Source organism: Rhodococcus sp. MS16 (assembly GCF_013277795.1).
Taxonomy (GTDB): Bacteria; Actinomycetota; Actinomycetes; order Mycobacteriales; family Mycobacteriaceae; genus Rhodococcus_F; species Rhodococcus_F globerula.
This window is the reverse complement of sequence record NZ_VBTM01000005.1, coordinates 870,031-886,820: the sequence shown is the minus strand read 5'-3', so window position 1 is coordinate 886,820 and position 16,790 is coordinate 870,031. Positions and strand designations below refer to the sequence as shown.

The 16,790-nt window shown below is 63.9% G+C and carries 6 protein-coding genes; all 6 read left to right on the top strand.

Annotated elements, in window-relative coordinates:
* Positions 1-41: 41 nt before the first annotated feature.
* The 6 genes from FEZ60_RS16835 to FEZ60_RS16810 all read left to right on the top strand — a co-directional run bounded on the left by FEZ60_RS16835 (position 42) and on the right by FEZ60_RS16810 (position 16,787).
* Positions 42-12,161 carry an amino acid adenylation domain-containing protein gene (locus tag FEZ60_RS16835; protein WP_346343370.1) on the top strand — a complete coding sequence of 4,040 codons (12,120 nt, stop codon included), beginning with the start codon at positions 42-44 and terminating at the stop codon, positions 12,159-12,161.
* Positions 12,158-13,210, top strand: coding sequence for an ABC transporter substrate-binding protein (locus FEZ60_RS16830; RefSeq protein WP_172936550.1), 1,053 nt, complete (start codon positions 12,158-12,160; stop codon positions 13,208-13,210). Before FEZ60_RS16835 ends, FEZ60_RS16830 begins: the two co-directional genes overlap by 4 nt.
* 2 nt (positions 13,211-13,212) lie before the next feature.
* On the top strand, positions 13,213-14,502 hold the full coding sequence (entS, locus tag FEZ60_RS16825) for an enterobactin transporter EntS (protein WP_172936549.1): 1,290 nt from the start codon (positions 13,213-13,215) through the stop codon (positions 14,500-14,502).
* A complete protein-coding gene (locus FEZ60_RS16820) occupies positions 14,499-14,729 on the top strand; it encodes a phosphopantetheine-binding protein (RefSeq protein ID WP_033231646.1) in 231 nt (76 codons plus the stop codon). Before entS ends, FEZ60_RS16820 begins: the two co-directional genes overlap by 4 nt.
* Positions 14,719-15,741 carry an endonuclease/exonuclease/phosphatase family protein gene (locus FEZ60_RS16815; RefSeq protein WP_346343369.1) on the top strand — a complete coding sequence of 341 codons (1,023 nt, stop codon included), beginning with the start codon at positions 14,719-14,721 and terminating at the stop codon, positions 15,739-15,741. Before FEZ60_RS16820 ends, FEZ60_RS16815 begins: the two co-directional genes overlap by 11 nt.
* Positions 15,742-15,812: 71 nt before the next feature.
* Entirely contained in the window at positions 15,813-16,787 is a 975-nt protein-coding gene (locus FEZ60_RS16810; protein WP_346343368.1) for a glycosyltransferase family 2 protein, read from the top strand.
* The last annotated feature ends 3 nt before the right edge of the window (positions 16,788-16,790 follow it).

Below are 16,790 nucleotides of genomic sequence, written 5' to 3'. Positions count from 1 at the left end.
GGATAGGCTAACCAGCAGTTGTCCACGCTGGTGAGCCAACAGTGGATCTTGAAGTCTTGGAGAAAAATACAGTGCAGTCGGAATTCCCGGTGACAGCGGCCCAACGCAGCATCTATTTCGGGCACCAGTTGGACTCGGTGGGTCACCTCTACAACACCGGTATCTACACCGAGACACATGGTGAGGTCGATATCGATCGAGTGGTCGAGGCTTGCCGCTCTGTGCTGGATCAGGCCGAGACACTGCATGTGAACTTCGACGTGGATGCTCGCGGCGCTCTGGTGCAGATTGCGCGCGAGAGCCGCGACTTGGACTTGCCCGTCATCGACTTCCGCGCCGAGGCCGACCCGCGAGAGGCATCACTGCGGTGGATGCGCGAGCGGATGGAATCGCCGGTGGACCTGGCGACCGACCTGCTGTTCACCTTTGCCGTGCACCTCATCGACGGTGACACGATGCGGCTGTACCAGCAGTACCACCACATCATCAACGACGGCTACGGCATCGCGCTGGTTCTGAACAAGATCATGCGTGCATACGTCGAGGGCACCGCACCGGATTTGAGCGCAGAATGGGCGCTGGCAAGGTTCGTCGAGACCGATGTCGAATACACCTCCGGCACCACGATCGACGACGATCGCGACTACTGGATTGCCGAGTTGGGCGATCTTCCGACGTCGCCACGGTTGATCACCGTCGACCACCCACCGGCGCCCGGCGTCACGAGTGTGACTCTCACGCTCGACCTCGAACGCCGTCAGCGACTCGAGGAGTACGGCAAGGTACACGGACTGCGCTTGTCCTGGTTGGTGATTGCGCTGCTCGGCGGCTATGTCGCGCGAGCGACCGGCACCACCGACGTAGTGCTGAGCCTGCCAACCACGGCCCGCGGAACGCGTGAATTGCGGGCCGTGCCCGGCATGGTGGCCAGCGTGCTTCCGATGCGTATCGACGTCGGAGAGCAGGCCCGACTCGCGGATATCGCAACGAGCGCCGAGCAGAAGATGTGGAAACTGCTCAAGCACGGCCGTTACCGGGGCGAGGCGATCGGCCGCGAGTTGGCTGCCAGGAACCCGGATTGGCGGCCGCCGGGCATCGGCATCAACATCATGCCCAACTCGACCTCCCGTTTCACCATCGGTCGAGAGTCCAACGTGGAGATGCTTGCGTCCGGGCCGGTCGGTGAACTCGAGTTCATCGTGTTGCTGCACAAGTCGGGCCAACCGATCGAGATCGGGCTTCGCAGTCACCCGGACAATGCGCAGCGCTGCAACGAGATTGCCGACAGTCTCGGAGATTTCATCGACTCGTTCCTCGAGGCAGTCGACGAGTCCGTGTGGTCGTACGACGTCGACGGACTGGACGTCGCGGCTGCGGATCGTCCTCACGACGAGGACGGCGCGGGACCACTGACGTTGCTGCCGAGTCTCGCTGCCCGCCGTGACAACGGACAGCCTGTTGCCGGCACCCTGCGTGAGCACCGTATTACCGCTCCTGCGAATCTGACCCGGGAGCAGTTGGTCGACACGGTCGAGGCGATTGTCACTCATCACCACGGGTTGCGAGCGACTCTTACTGCGCCCGTGCCGGTGTTGTGGATGCTTGCGATAGCCGAACCCGATGCGGTGAAGGTGGATTCGCTGATTGGTGATGATGTTGTTCCGGACCCCGCAACCGGTCGAGGGCTGTGTGTCTCCTGCTCGGCCGATGGCGATCTGATCCTCACTGCCGCAGCAGGTTTGATCGACGACGTGTCCTGGAAGGTCGTCACGGAGGACTTTGCCACCGCGCTCCGGGCGGTGTCCAGGGGGCGCAAGGTTGTGCTGCCGCCCGTGCCCACGTCACTGAAGGCGCACGCCCGACGGTTTGCCGAGGAAGCGATATCGCCGAGCCGTCTGGCCGAGTTGGTCACCTGGACGTCGGTGCTGGCGCCGGGTGCAAATCTTGTGATGGCAACCGACACCGCGGGTGCACCGGCAGCCCGGACGGAGCTGCTGACGCCCGCTGAATTTGACACTGCAACAACGCGAGTGCCGGGCCTGGTCAAGGGTGAACCGGCAGATGTGTGGGCCGCGGCCACCGCGCTCGCAGTGTCCCGTTGGACGAAGCGCGTCGACGGTGCCGGCGAACTCACCGTCGACGTGTGGCGCGACGGTCGTCAACCGTGGGGAGCCGGCGACGATGTCGACCTGAGCCGTACCGTCGGGCCGCTCGGTTACACGTCTCCGATTCGGTTGGTGCTGACCGACGATGCGCACAGCGCTCTACGGTCGGCCAAGGAACGAGCAAGGGCCGCAGGAGGTTCCGGTTGGCCGCTACTGCGCTACGCCAACGTTCAGGCCGGACCTGCATTGGCCGCCTTGCCGAAGCCTCAGGTACTGGTGCGCACGGGCGGTGACCGTATCGGTCGGTACGCCCTCGACATCGCTGTGCATGCCGACAAGTCCGGTGGTGCCACGGTTGAGTTTGCATCCGACTTCGGTGTCGACGACGCGGAATTGGCAACCCTGGCGGGCTTGTGGCGAGATGCGCTGCGCGAGTTGGTGGCGCTGGTGGAAGGTGGTGCGACGTCCGGGCTCACCCCGTCCGATCTGCGTCACATCGCACTCACCCAGAGCGAGATCGAACTCGTCGAATCCGTCAGCGACGTGGTGATCGAAGACATCTGGCCGCTCTCGCCGTTGCAGCGGGGATTGTTCTTCCAGTCGGTGTTCGATTCCGGCCAGGACATCTACACGGCACAGTTCTCACTGGACTTCGGCCATCGCATCGACGTGGCCAGGATGCGCGGCGCTGCAGCCTCGCTTCTGGACGAGAACCCCACGGTCCGAGCTGGATTCACCAACGACGGTCTGGGAGACCCGGTCCAGTTCATCGGAACCGGACTCGAAGTTCCTTTTGTCGAAGCCGACCTGTCGATGCTCTCGCCCGCCGAGCAGAAGACCGGTGCCGAGGAGTTGGCAGCCGCCGACCGCGCACGTCCGTTCGACCTCACCGCACCACCGTTGTGGCGCATGCTGCTCATCCACCTGGGCGACGGCATCGACCGTCTGGTGATCAACCGTGAGTTCATCCTGTGGGACGGCTGGTCGGGCGCACTGTTTGTCGACCAATTGCTGGCCCGTTACGCCGGTGATGCCGTACCAGCCGCCGGCGCTCAGTTCACCGACTATCTGACGTGGCTCGACTCCCGCGACCCAGGCGTTGCAGCGCAGGCGTGGCGACGGAACTTCGAGGGATTCGAGAACCCGACGCTGATCGCAGCCGGCGCCAAGGGCGGCGCCCCGGTGGTGCCTACCCGTATCGAGTCCTACGTGGACGCGGAACTGACTGCGGCACTGCGTGAGCAGGCCAGGCGCAGCGGAGTCACGCTGAACGCGTTGATGAATGCGGTCATGGGACTACTGCTGTCTGCGGAATCGGGCCGCACCGACGTGGTGTTCGGTTCGACAGTGGCGGGTAGGCCGACCGAGATTGCCGGACTCGAGAGTGTGCTCGGCATGTTCCTCAACACGGTGCCCGTGCGAGTGACGTTGGTTCCAGGGGAAACCGTCTCGCAGCTGCTTCGGCGGATGCAGGACGAGTACGTCGAGCGGATGGAATGCGAGTACCTCGGGCTCGGCGAAATTCAGCGTGCCACCGGCCATACCGAACTGTTCGACACCTTGTTCGTGTTGCAGAACTTCAAGAACGCGACCGAGATGGCGGCGCAGTCGGCCCGCCACGACATCGTTGCCGAGGACAGCCTCGACCATACGCATTACCCGCTGGCCGTGGTGGTCTCGCCCGGTGAGCAACTGCACGTCAAGATCGACTACCGTCACGACATCGTGGATGCCACCCGCGCTCACGCCTTGCACGATCGCTTCATCACCTTGCTCGAAACGGTTGCACACGATGGTGACCGGTTGGTCGCAGCCGTTCCTGCCCTCACCCCGACCGAATTGGGGCGTGCGGCGTTGTCCTGGGACGCGCCGCTACCCGCTGTCGAAGACGTCACGATCGCCGAGATGCTCATCGAGCGGGCCGCAACCATTCCGGACGAGGTTGCACTGGTATTCGGTGACGAGCGGGTCACTTATCAGGAACTGGCCGGCCGAGTCGAAGCACTTGCCCGCCAACTGATCATTCGCGGCGGCGGTCCGGAATCGGTAGTAGCGCTTGGCCTCCCGCGCACCGTCGATATGGTGGTTGCACTGTTTGCGGTGCTCCGCGCCGGTGCGGCGTACCTGCCGCTCGAACTCGACCAGCCGGACGATCGCCTCGCGACGGTGATCGAAGACGCCGAGCCGGTCCTGTTCGTGACCAATGCAGCTGCGGCGGCGCGATTGAGCCTCCCCGCTGATCGGTCGATTCTCCTTGGTGGAAGCAATGATTGGGATACCAGCCCGCTGACTGCGGCGGAGCTCGGTGCGTTTGCGCCGGGTCGCGTCGGGCGCCTTGATCACCCCGCCTACGTCATCTACACCTCCGGTTCGACCGGCAAGCCCAAGGGCGTTCTCACCCCGTACCGCGGCCTGACCAACATGCAGCGCAACCATCAGGACAAGATCTTCGAACCGGTTGTGGCTGCCGAGGGTGGGCGTCGACTTCGGGTGGCGCACACCGTCTCCTTCGCCTTCGACATGTCGTGGGAGGAGCTGCTCTGGCTCGTAGAAGGCCACGAGGTGCACATCTGCGACGAGGACCTGCGCCGCGACGCGAATGCCCTGGTCGACTACTGCGACCGGCAGCAGATCGACGTGGTCAACGTGACACCAACCTACGCAACGGCATTGCTGGCCGAGGGCCTGCTCGACCGCGAACCGATCGACGGCAACCGCACCGGGCATCGTCCGCCGCTGGTGCTGCTCGGCGGCGAAGCGGTCCCGGACTCGGTCTGGAACCGCTTGCGCGAGAGCGAGGGAACGCTCGGGTACAACCTGTACGGGCCGACCGAGTACACGATCAACACCCTCGGCGCCGGCACTGACGACAGCGTCACACCCACCGTCGGAACTCCGATTCGTGCGACCAGGGGCTACATCCTCGACGCGTGGCTTCGTCCCGTCGTCGACGGAGTTGCCGGCGAGTTGTACATCGCCGGTGTCGGATTGGCGCGCGGCTACCTGGGGCGCACCGACCTCACCGCCGACCGGTTTGTTGCCGATCCGTTCGGCGGCGACCGCATGTACCGCACCGGCGACTTCGTCCGGTTGCGGCGCGACGGAAACCTCGACTACCTCGGTCGCATCGACGACCAGGTCAAGATTCGTGGTTACCGCGTCGAACTGCACGAGATCGAATCGGCCGTCGAATCACATCCTCTGGCGGCGTCCGCAGCGGTTGTTGCGGTGGAAGACCCGTTGGTCCCCGGTATGAAACGTCTTGCCGGTTACATGGTGACGACGGATGATTCGGACCCGGACATCGCCGCCACTGTGCTCGCGTACCTGCGAGCAAAGCTGCCCGACTACATGGTGCCAAGCACTCTGCAGATCATCGACGCAATCCCCATGACGGTGAACGGCAAACTCGACGCCAAGGCGCTCCCGATGCCGGAGATTCGCACCGGGGCGTCGTCGCGACCGCCGAAGAACGCAACAGAGCAGGCGCTGTGCGACGTCTTCGCAGACCTGCTGGAACTCGATTCGGTTGGTGCCGAGGACGACTTCTTCGAACTTGGTGGGCATTCGATGATCGCGATGCGGGTGGTTTCGCGGGTGCGTGCGGAGTTCGACGTGCAGTTGACGATTCGGGATCTGTTCGAGGCTCGCACGCCGGCGCTGATTGCCGAACTGCTGCCCAGCGCGGCAAGTGCACAACCGTCGATCGTCGTGGGCAACCGGCCCGAGTTCGTGCCGCTGTCTGCAGCGCAGGAACGACTCTGGATGCTCGCGCAGCTTCAGGACGACAGCCTCAGTTACCACTACGCGCACGTGGCCCGGTTGGACGGCGCGCTGGACGAGGCCGCGTTGGCAGCGGCTCTGCAGGACGTGGTGGGGCGTCACGAAAGTTTGCGCACCGTCATCGGAATCGTCGATGGAAATCCGTTCCAGCAGATCGTGGACGTCTCGGATGCGACCCGTCTCGAGATTGTCGGCGCCGATGCGGAGACGGCGCAGGGCTTGGTGATCGAGCGGCTGACGGCCAACTTCGATCTCCGCACCGATGTACCGCTGCGCGTCACGCTGGTGCGGATCACGCCCACCGAATACATCATTGTGTTGGTGCTCCATCACATCGCGACCGACGAATGGTCGGACGCACCGTTGCTCGGTGACCTCACCCGCGCCTACCTGTCCCGGACACAGGGACAGGCTCCGGCATGGGAACCCCTGCCCGTGCAGTACGCGGATTACTCACTGTGGCAACACGATCTACTGTCGGGTGATCTGTCGGATCGCCAGCTCGGATTCTGGCGCGAGAGCCTTGCCGGACTGCCGGACGAGATAGTCCTGCCGACCAACCGACTGCGCCCCGCTCAGCCCACTGGCACTGCAGGCAACGTCCAGATCACCCTGGGCTCCGAAGTCGTGCAGAAACTGCGTGGCATAGCCGACGATCACCGCGGCACGATGTTCATGGTCCTGCACGCGGCTACAGCAGCGGTGCTCTCGCGACTGGGCGGTGGCAACGATATTGCGGTTGGTAGCCCGGTATCCGGTCGCTCGGACAGCGCGCTCGACAACCTGGTCGGGTTTTTTGTCAACACCGTTGTGCTGCGCACCGACCTGTCGGGAGATCCGACGTTCGGCGAGCTGGTGGACCGCACCCGCGACGCCGACCTCAGCGCGATGGACCACCAGGACATCCCGTTCCAGCGGGTGGTCGAGGAGTTGGCACCGCCACGCGTCGAAGGCCGTAATCCGCTGTTCCAGGTGATGGTGAGCTATCTCCAACGCGCCGGAGTTCTTCCGGACTTCCTCGGTGTGCCCACTCGTTGGGAGCAATTGACCAACGTGCGTGCGAAGTTCGATCTCAACGTCACCTTTGTCGACGCGCCGGATACCGGTGAAGTGACCGTCATCGCCGAGTACGCCGAAGACCTTTTCGATCGTGAGCGGGTGGCGATGATCCTGGCCGTCCTGTCGCGATTTGTCGATCAGGTTGCGGCCGCGCCGTCCTCGCGGGTCGGGGCTGTCGAATTGGTGGACGCCGGTGAGCGGGCGCACCGACTCGCGGTGGGCGTCGGACCACGCGCCGCGGTCGAATCCGTGACGATCGGTGACCTTCTCTCGCGGCAGGCGGCGCTGTCGCCGACAGCCACGGCTCTGTCGGCCTTCGGCGAGCAGATCGACTACGCCCAGCTCGAGGCACGCTCGAACCGCTTGGCCCGCTTGCTGATCGAAGACGGTGCCGGTCCCGGCGACGTGGTGGCCGTTGCGGTACCGCGTTCGGCAGATCTCATCGTGGCAATCCACGCGGTCGTGAAATCCGGTGCGGCGTACCTGCCGATCGACACGGGGTTGCCGCCGTCGCGGATCGAGTACATGCTCGATGACGCTTGGCCGGTGCGCGTCCTCGCAACCAGTGCCGTAACCCTGCCAGGTGGTGTTGCCCGGACCGATGTCGACGCACCGGTAGTGCAGGCTCGGTTGCAGGCGCTCAGTGGTGACGCGGTGACCGAGCGTCGTAGCGCCCTGACTGCGGCTCACCCGGTGTATCTCATCTACACCTCCGGTTCCACCGGAAACCCCAAGGGCGTGTTGGTGTCCCACCAGTCCGTGGTCAACCGGTTGGCCTGGGTGCAAGCGGAATCACCCGTGGTGCCAACGGACCGCGTCGTTCTCAAGACACCGACCACCTTCGATGTCTCCGTCTGGGAGTTGTTCTGGCCCAGTGTGAACGGTGCAACCACCGTGATCGCAGGACCGGACACCCACCGGGATCCGGTGGCGCTGGTGCAGTTGCTGCGCGAGAACGACGTGACCATCGCGCACTTCGTTCCGGCCATGCTCGAAGAGGCACTCACCGAGCAGATATCCGCCGTGACATCGTTGCGTCGTGTCGTGTGCAGCGGTGAGGCGCTGCAGAATCGAACCGTCGCACGATTTGCTGCTGCGCTACCAGGCGTGCGACTCGACAATCTGTACGGGCCGACAGAGGCCGCCGTCGAGGTCACCCTGGCAGCAGACCTTGCTCGTGATTTGGAAGTCGACCCCGCCGGATCCTCCTCGATCGGTGGCCCGGGATCGAACGTGGAACTCTACGTTCTGGATTCGAGCCTGCAGCCGACTCCTGCCGGTGTGGCAGGCGAGCTGTACATCGGCGGAGTGCAGGTGGCGTACGGCTACCTGGGCCGGTCCGCGCTCACCGCGGATCGTTTTGTGGCCGATCCGTACGGCGATGCTGGTTCACGGCTGTACCGGACCGGTGACTTGGTTCGTTGGACCGAGAACGGAACCATCGAATTCCTCGGCCGCTTGGACGATCAGGTCAAGATCCGCGGTTTGCGCATCGAACTCGGTGAGGTCGAGACGATCCTCGAGGGACATCCCGACGTGACTCGGGCGGTCGCCGCGGTGCATCGAAACCCCGAGGGAGAGGCCGTACTGGTCGGCTACGTCATGACGGCGGTCGGCGTCGTGGTTGACGCGACGACGTTGCGTAATGCTCTGAGCGGCTCGGTTCCTGATTACCTGATCCCGGCAATCGTGATTCCGGTCGACGAATTTCCGGTCAGCTTCAACGGAAAGCTGGATCGAAAGGCGCTGCCGCGGCCCAGTTTCGAGAGCGCTGTCTCCTCGCGGGAACCGCGGACGGACTTCGAACGCCAGGTGTGCGAGGTGTTCGCGTCGGCGCTCGGCCTGGAAACGGTGGGAATCGACGACGACTTCTTCTCTCTCGGCGGCCACTCGTTGACGGCCATTCGTCTGGTCAATGCATTGCGCAGTGAACTGGGTGTCGAGCTTGCCGTGCGAAGTGTCTTCGAGGCACCAACGGTCGCGCAGTTGGCCGTGCTGGCTGCCGACGCCGGAAGCAGCACTTCGTCGACGCTGGGACGTCGGGAGCGTCCGGAACGGGTGCCGGTCTCGTTTGCCCAGCGGCGGATGTGGATCCTCGACCAGCTGGGCGTCGACGGCGGCGCGTACAACGTGCCGATCTCGTGGCGGGTGCCGGCATCGGTGGATGTTGCCGCGCTGGCGGCGGCAGTCCAGGACGTCGTTCTTCGACACGAAGCGCTCCGCACGGTGTTTCACTCTGCGCACGGCGAGCCGTACCAGGTGGTTGTGCCGGAGAATGCCGTTGACGTGCCGGTGCACCGGCACATGGTGTCGGCCGACGACGTCACCGAAGAAGTTGCGCACGCCTCGCGGTACAGCTTCGACCTCGAACGTGAGATTCCCGTGCGAGTGTCGGTGTTCGAATTCGACAACGCAGGGGAGACACATACCGTCGTCCTGCTGCTGATCCATCACATCGCGACGGACGAATGGTCTACCCGCGCATTGCTGGGTGACCTGATGTCGGCCTATGCGCTGCGCCAGCTCGGCCAGAGCCCGGGCTGGGCGCCGTTGCCGGTTCAGTACGCCGACTACACACTGTGGCAGCAGGAGATTCTCGGAGACCGCGAAGATCCGGAGAGTCTTGCCACTGCGCAGGAGACCTACTGGCGCAAGAACCTTGCGGGCTTGCCGGAAGAATTGTCACTGCCCTTCGACCGGACGCGGCCTGCCCGGACCAGCTACGTCGGCGGCGCTGTGTATCTGGCCTGGGAACCCGAAGTGGTTGTGGGACTGCGAGCGTTGGCCCGTGAGCACAACGTGAGCATGTTCATGCTGGCGCAGGCAGCAGTGGCCGTACTTCTGCACAAGTCCGGTGCGGGCGCGGATATTCCGCTGGGAACCCCGGTTTCCGGACGCGGCGATGCACAACTCGAGGATCTGGTCGGGTTCTTCCTCAACACGGTGGTGTTGCGTACCGATCTGTCGGGTAATCCGACGCTCGCAGAGCTCCTGAACCGAATCCGCGACAGTGATCTCGGTGCTTTCGAGCATCAGGACTTGCCGTTCGAGCAGGTAGTCGACTCGGTGCTGGGCGGCGGCGAGCGGTCGCGGTCGATGCATCCGCTGTTCCAGACCATGATCGTGTACTTGACTGAGCCCAACCCGGCCGAAAGCCTGGGCGCGGCAATGACACCGGAGCCGATCGAGGTGACGACAGCAAAGTTCGACCTGTCGTTCGACTTTGTCGAGTACGCGGGTGCCGACACCGTGGTCGGCATGATCGAGTACAGCTCGGAACTCTTCGACCGCAGCACAGTCCAGCGGTTGGCTGACGGGCTGGCGCAGGTGCTGAAGGAGTTCACGGCGCTGTCCGCCGAGCGCAGGTTGTCCGAGATCGTAGCTGTTCCGGCTGCGGATCAGGAACTGATCGAGGCTGCGTGGGGTGTCAATCCGATTGTGGTGCCGACTCTTACGGCGGCGGATCTGTTCGACACGGCGGTGGCTCGCTACACCGACGAGACAGCATTGCTTTTCGGTGACGTGTCCTGGACCTTCGGAGAACTCGGTGCGCGGGTCAACCGATTGGCACGTGTGCTGATCGGGCATGGCGTCGGCCCCGAGACTGTGGTGGCGCTGATGCTGCCGCGCTCGGCGGAGAGCGTCGTAGCGATCCTTGCGGTACTCACTGCCGGTGGCGCCTATGTCGCGTGTGATCCTGACGCTCCGGCAGGGCGGTTGGACGCGATCTTCGAAACCGTCTCGCCGGCAGTGACTCTGACGGTGGGAGCCTTTGTCGACCGGATTCCTGCCTCGCTGGTGCTGGCGATGGACAGCCTGGAGTTCGATGAGCTGCCCTCAACGCCGGTCACCAACGCGGATCGACTCGCACCACTGCAAGAGGATCATCCGGCATACATCGTGTTCACCTCCGGATCGACCGGTGTACCGAAAGCCGTTGTCGCGCCGCATCGTGGCCTGGTGACGCTGTTCCACAGTCATCGCGCGGACCTGTATGTCCCGACGCAGGAACGGGCGCAGCGAGATCGACTGCGAGTAGGACACGCGTGGTCGTTTGCGTTCGACGCGTCGTGGCAGCCTCAGCTGTGGCTGCTCGACGGCCACGCCCTGTGCGTTGTCGACGAGACGACACAGCGGGATCCGCGTCGCATGGTCGAACAAGCGCGAGAGCAGGAGTGGGACTTCGTCGAAGTGACGCCGTCGCACCTGGCTCAGCTGATCGACAACGGTCTGCTGGACGGGACCCGCGTGCCCGCATCACTGGGCTTCGGCGGCGAGGCCGTCTCGCAGCCGCTGTGGAATCTGTTGCGCGAGAAAGACGGAGTTGAGGCGTACAACCTGTACGGACCGAGTGAGAGTACCGTCGACGCGCTGGTTGCGCGGGTGTCGGACAGCACGTCGCCCGTCGCGGGTCGGCCCGTCGGCAATACGCGTGCTCGTATTCTCGACGAGTGGTTGCGCCCCGTTCCGGTTGGCGTCGAAGGCGAGTTGTACCTGTCGGGCGACGGTGTGGTGCGCGGGTACCTCGGCGCACGCGCACGAACCGCGGAAAGGTTTGTGGCAGACCCATTTGCCGCCGACGGAACCCGGATGTATCGCACGGGCGACCGAGCCAAGTGGACGGCGTCGGGGCACATCCAGTATCGCGGTCGCACCGACGACCAGGTGAAGGTTCGTGGTTACCGCATCGAACCCGCGGAGATCGAGGCCGCGCTGCTCGCTACCGAAGGAATCGGTGCCGCACTGGTATTGGTCCGCGATGATATCGGTGCCCGGGCACTCGTGGCATACGTCGTGGCGGACGGGATCGAACCCGACAACGCGGGCTTGCGGCGGTCCTTGAGCGCGGTGTTGCCGGACTACATGATCCCGTCTGCATTTGTGGTTCTCGACGAGATACCGACGTTGCCGAACGGCAAGATCGATCGAGCGGCCCTGCCGCGTCCGGAGATCGCGCCCATCGGGGAGTATCGCGAACCGGTGACTGAGATCGAGAAGATCCTGTGCCGGGTGGTGGCGGAGCATGTCGGGCTCGATCAGGTGGGACTCGGCGACGACATTTTTGCGCTCGGCTGTGACAGCATCGGCGTGATGGCTGTGATGAGCAGGCTGCGTGAGGCGGGCTGCGAGGTGGAGGCCGCCCAGGTCTTTGCCGCCGGTTCGTTGGGCGAACTGGCAGAAGTACTAGCCCCAACTACGAAGGAAGCGGTATGAACTCTCGATGGAATCGCAGGATCGGTGCAGCGCTGGCCGCGGCAACCGTTCTGCTCGGTGTTACGGCGTGCGGGTCCGATTCAGGTACAACCGACGCCGACAAGCCCACCTCGGCGAGCGCCGACGCCGGCCAGTACCCGGTGACGGTGTCCGGCAAGTTCGGTGAGACGACCATCGAGTCCGCCCCGACCCGCGCGATGCCGCTTTCCCCGCAGGACGCAGACATTCTGCTCTCGCTCGGCGTCACGCCGATCGCGATTCCGGTGGATGCACAGAACCGTGCCGCGACCGGCGGCTCCGGAGTGTGGCCGTGGCAGGTAGAGGCATTCGGCGGAAAGACACCCGAAACCCTCGACATGGAAACGGGTGCCGGATCGATCACCGAGCGGCTGGCTGTGCTCGAGCCCGACATCATTGTCTCCACCGGTTTCTGGGGACTCGACCAGGCTGCGTACGACCAGCTGAGCAAGCAGTTCCCGGTGGTCCACTTCGACACCAAGGCCAACGGCGAGCCGTGGCAGGACTCGACTCGTAAAGTTGCTGCCGCACTCGGTATCCCGGCCAAGGCTGAAGAGGTGATCGCGGCTGCCGAAGCGGATCTGGCCAAGGCACGCGCCGATAACCCGACGATCGCGGGCAAGACGTACAACGCGATCATCGGCGACACCGGCGGCCAATTGTCGGTGCTGGCCTCCGACGAACGCGGTATCGGCCAGTTCCTCACCTCGCTCGGATTGGTCCTGAGCCCGTATGCCACGACGCTTCCCGTCGACGCGGACGGTCGCGGCATCCTGTCCTACGAGAATGTCGGAGACATGAACGCGGACGTGCTGTTTGTCGTCTCACCCACCGGAGATCTGGGCTACCTCACCAAGTTCGAGGGCTGGAACGCGTTGCCTGCCGTGCAGGACGGCGCCGTGGTGTCGCTGGCCCGTAACACCGGTCTGCCCAACGCCGTCGGATTCCCGTCGGCGCTCTCGCTCGGCTGGGCTACCGACCAGGTCATGCCGCTCATCTCCGACGCGGTCGCGAAGGGCGCAGCGGGCTAGCGATGAGCGAACGCGGAGTGCTACTCGACCTACGGCCGTTGCGCGAAAGCGCGCCGTTCCGGAGAGTGTTCATTGCCCGTACCATCTCGATCTTCGGTATCGGGATGCTGATGGTCGGTGTGCCGATCCAGATGTACGCGCTCACGGAATCGTCCTTCATGGTCGGTCTCGTGGCAGCCGTCGAAGGCGGTGCGTCCATCGGCGGCATGGTGGTCGGCGGAATACTTGCCGACAAATACGACCGGAAGACCCTGATTCTGTTTGCGCGCACAGTATCCGGATTGACGTTTGTCGGGTTGGCTCTCAACGCGATGCTCGAGAATCCGTCGACGGTGGCAATCTTTGTGCTTGCCGTTGTCAACGGGCTTATCGGTTCGATCAGTATCGCAGCGCTCTTTGCCGTCATCCCCAGTCTGATCCCCAAGGACCAATTGGTGGGTGTCGGCGCGCTCAACGTGCTCAGTGCGCGGGCGGGCGCCGTGATTTCCCCCGCACTCGGCGGATTGTTGATCGCGGCAACGTCGGTGGCCTGGAACTACTGGGTTGCGGCCGCCGGAACCGTGATCACGATCGTGCTGCTCTCGGGCTTGCCGTCCATGATGCCACCGGGGCACGAGCACGACCACGAGTCCGGGCACGGCGAACCGCCGGTGTCCGTGACGGGCTTCATCTTCGGGCACCGCGTGGTAGGCGGCGTCATGGCAGTTGGTGTGATCGCGATGCTCGGCAGCGGTGTCCTCGTTCTGGTTCCCGGGTTCGTCGACGAACGATTCACGGGTGACTCGCGCGCGGTGGGCATGTTGTACGCGGCCGGCGCCATCGGTGCGGTGCTGGCCACCGTCACCAGCGGTTGGCTTGGCCGCCTTGCACATCCGGGCCGAGTGCTGATGGCGGCACTGGTAGCGGCTTTTGCCGTGCAAGCCCTGGTCGGATTGGCCACAGGACTGGTAGTGGCTGTTCTCCTGCTGGTCGTGGTGGGTGCCGTCACCTCCGTTCAGGAAGTGCTCCGGTATTCGATCATCCAGACCCACACGCCGACAGCACTGCTGGGGCGGGTCAACGGATTGTGGGCGGCACAGGAAGTTGCCGGACTCTCGGTCGGTGCATTGATTGCCGGCGCATTCGGAGCAGCCTTCCTGCCGTCGACGGCTGTTGTCGTTTACAGCCTGACCCTCGGCGGTGTCGCATTACTGTCGACGGTGGTGCTCGGGTCACTACGGCGAGTAACCGGCGGGACCCCAGATCTGCAAACACCAGACCTTGAAACAGAACTCGAAAAGGAACACCGATGACCACTGCATTCACCCGCGAGCGCATCATCTCCGATCTTGCCGAGGTCCTCGATCTCCCCGTTGACGAGTTGACCGAAGACGTGAGCCTGATCGACCTTGGCCTGGATTCGGTGCGGCTGATGTCGTTGGTCGAGCGCTGGCGATTCGAGGGAGCGGCAATCGATTTCGTGGATCTGGCATCGGACCCGCAGGTGGGTGCCTGGCTCGAGGTAATGGGTGCCGAATAACAGCGACGCCGACCCCGAGCCGACCACGAGTTCTGTGACCGGCGGCCGCCGGATAGTTCGGCGGGCGGTATATCTCGCCGGAGCGGCCGCCGTCGGTGTGGCAGCGCTGGGCGTGATTGTTTTCTATGTCGGGCCTGAGTCCAACACGTTGATCATCGCGTCGTCGTTTGTTCCGTTGATGCTCGGTGTCGGTCTGTTGGGTCTGTTCGTACTGGCAGCAACGCGATCATGGCGGACTCTCGCCGTTGGGGTTGCAGTTGTGTTGGCGGGGGCGTTCACCCAGGCGCCGCTGTTTGTCTCGAACACGCCGGACACGGTTGCCGGAGAGGGAATCCGGGTGATGCAGGCGAATATCCGCCTGGGGGAGGCCGATCCGGGTGCGTTGGTGGAGCAGGTTCGCTCGCACTCTATCGACGTACTCACCATTCAGGAACTGACGGACTCAGCGGTGCAGCAGCTGGACACGCATGGTCTCGCTGCATTGCTGCCGTACCGGTTCGTCGAGCCGAAGGACGGCGGCGGTGGTACCGGAATCTACAGTCGCTTCCCGCTCACGGAGCAGGAGTCGTTGGGCCGTTTCGCGATGTCCAATCTCGTCGCAACAGCGGATATCGGTGACGGCCGCAGCGTGACGGTGGCCTCGGTGCACCCGATGCCGCCTTATCCGTCCCCTGCCTGGATGTGGGCGTCGGAGATGGGCAAGTTGAACGGATTGCTGCACGAGCAGGCGGCCGACGGCAAGCCGATGATTGTTGGCGGCGACTTCAATTCGACATACTCGCACAGCCGTTTTCGTGCGATCCTGACCAACGGTTTTACCGATGCCGCGGAGCAGACGGGCGCGGGGTTTGTGATGACTTTCCCCGCCGACACGTGGTATCCGGCGTTGATCGGGATCGACCACATCGTGACGAACAGGGCGACAGTGACGCACTTCGAGCGGATCGAGATCGAGGGTTCGGATCACCATGGTCTGGTGGCGACGGTGACACCCCATTTCGACGGAACCTAGGTTATCCTAACTTTCTGTTGGTGTTTTCTATCGAGAGACCTGAGTGATCGGTGAACCGTAACCCTGCCGGTGTGAGTGTGGTTGTGCCGGTGTATCGGTGCTTGCCGTACGTGGAGAATTGCCTTCGTTCGGTGCTCGAGCAGACTCGTCCGATTACGCAGATCGTTCTGGTGGACGATCGCGGTGGCGACGAGTCCATGGCGCGTGCAGAGTCGTACTTGCGTTCACGTGGTGTCGATTTCACGTCCGTGGTCCACGAGCGCAACGAGGGCTTGGGGCGCGCTCGCAATTCCGGCCTGAGTGCTGTGACCGAGGATCTGGTGTGGTTCCTCGACAGTGACGACGAGGCGGCACCCGATTTTGTCGAGCGACTCGAGTCGGCATTGATCACTGCGTCGGCCGACTTCGCCTGCACCAGAACAACTCGCGTCGACGAATCCGGTCGAGCCATCCAGATCGACGAGGCGCCGTTCGACGCGATGGTGGTGTCTGGCAAGGAGTTTGCGCGACGCCTGATTCTCGGGGACGCAAAAGCCTACGCATGCACCAAACTCTTCCGCCGCGAGTTACTCGGGGAGCGCCCATGGGACGAGGGGCAGGGGTACGAGGACATGGCGCCCGTGTTGCGAATGTCGTTGGCTGCCGAGCGAGTTGCCCTGGTTGAGGAGCCGCTGTATCGGTATCTCTACCGTGAGGGCTCGATCAGTACCTCGCTCACCCCGCGTACGCTGGACTTGTTCAAAGTCGAACGCGACATCGACACTGCACTGGGCGACCATTCTCTGAGCACGACGTGGGGCAATGAGATACGCGCCTTCCGCTACCGCGAGGTGCTGACGTCCGTGGCTCACGTGGCCATGCGCGCCCGCCACGCGTCGCCGACACGGCCCGAACTCTACGACGAAGCGATTACCCGTGTGCGTCGGTCGATTTCGACGGACGACGTGATTCCGTTGGTACGCACCGGTCACCGCCGCGAGGCTGTGTTCGCGGTGATGGTGAAGTACACCCCAGGCCTGTACTCCGCGATTCTGAGACACCGATGAGGG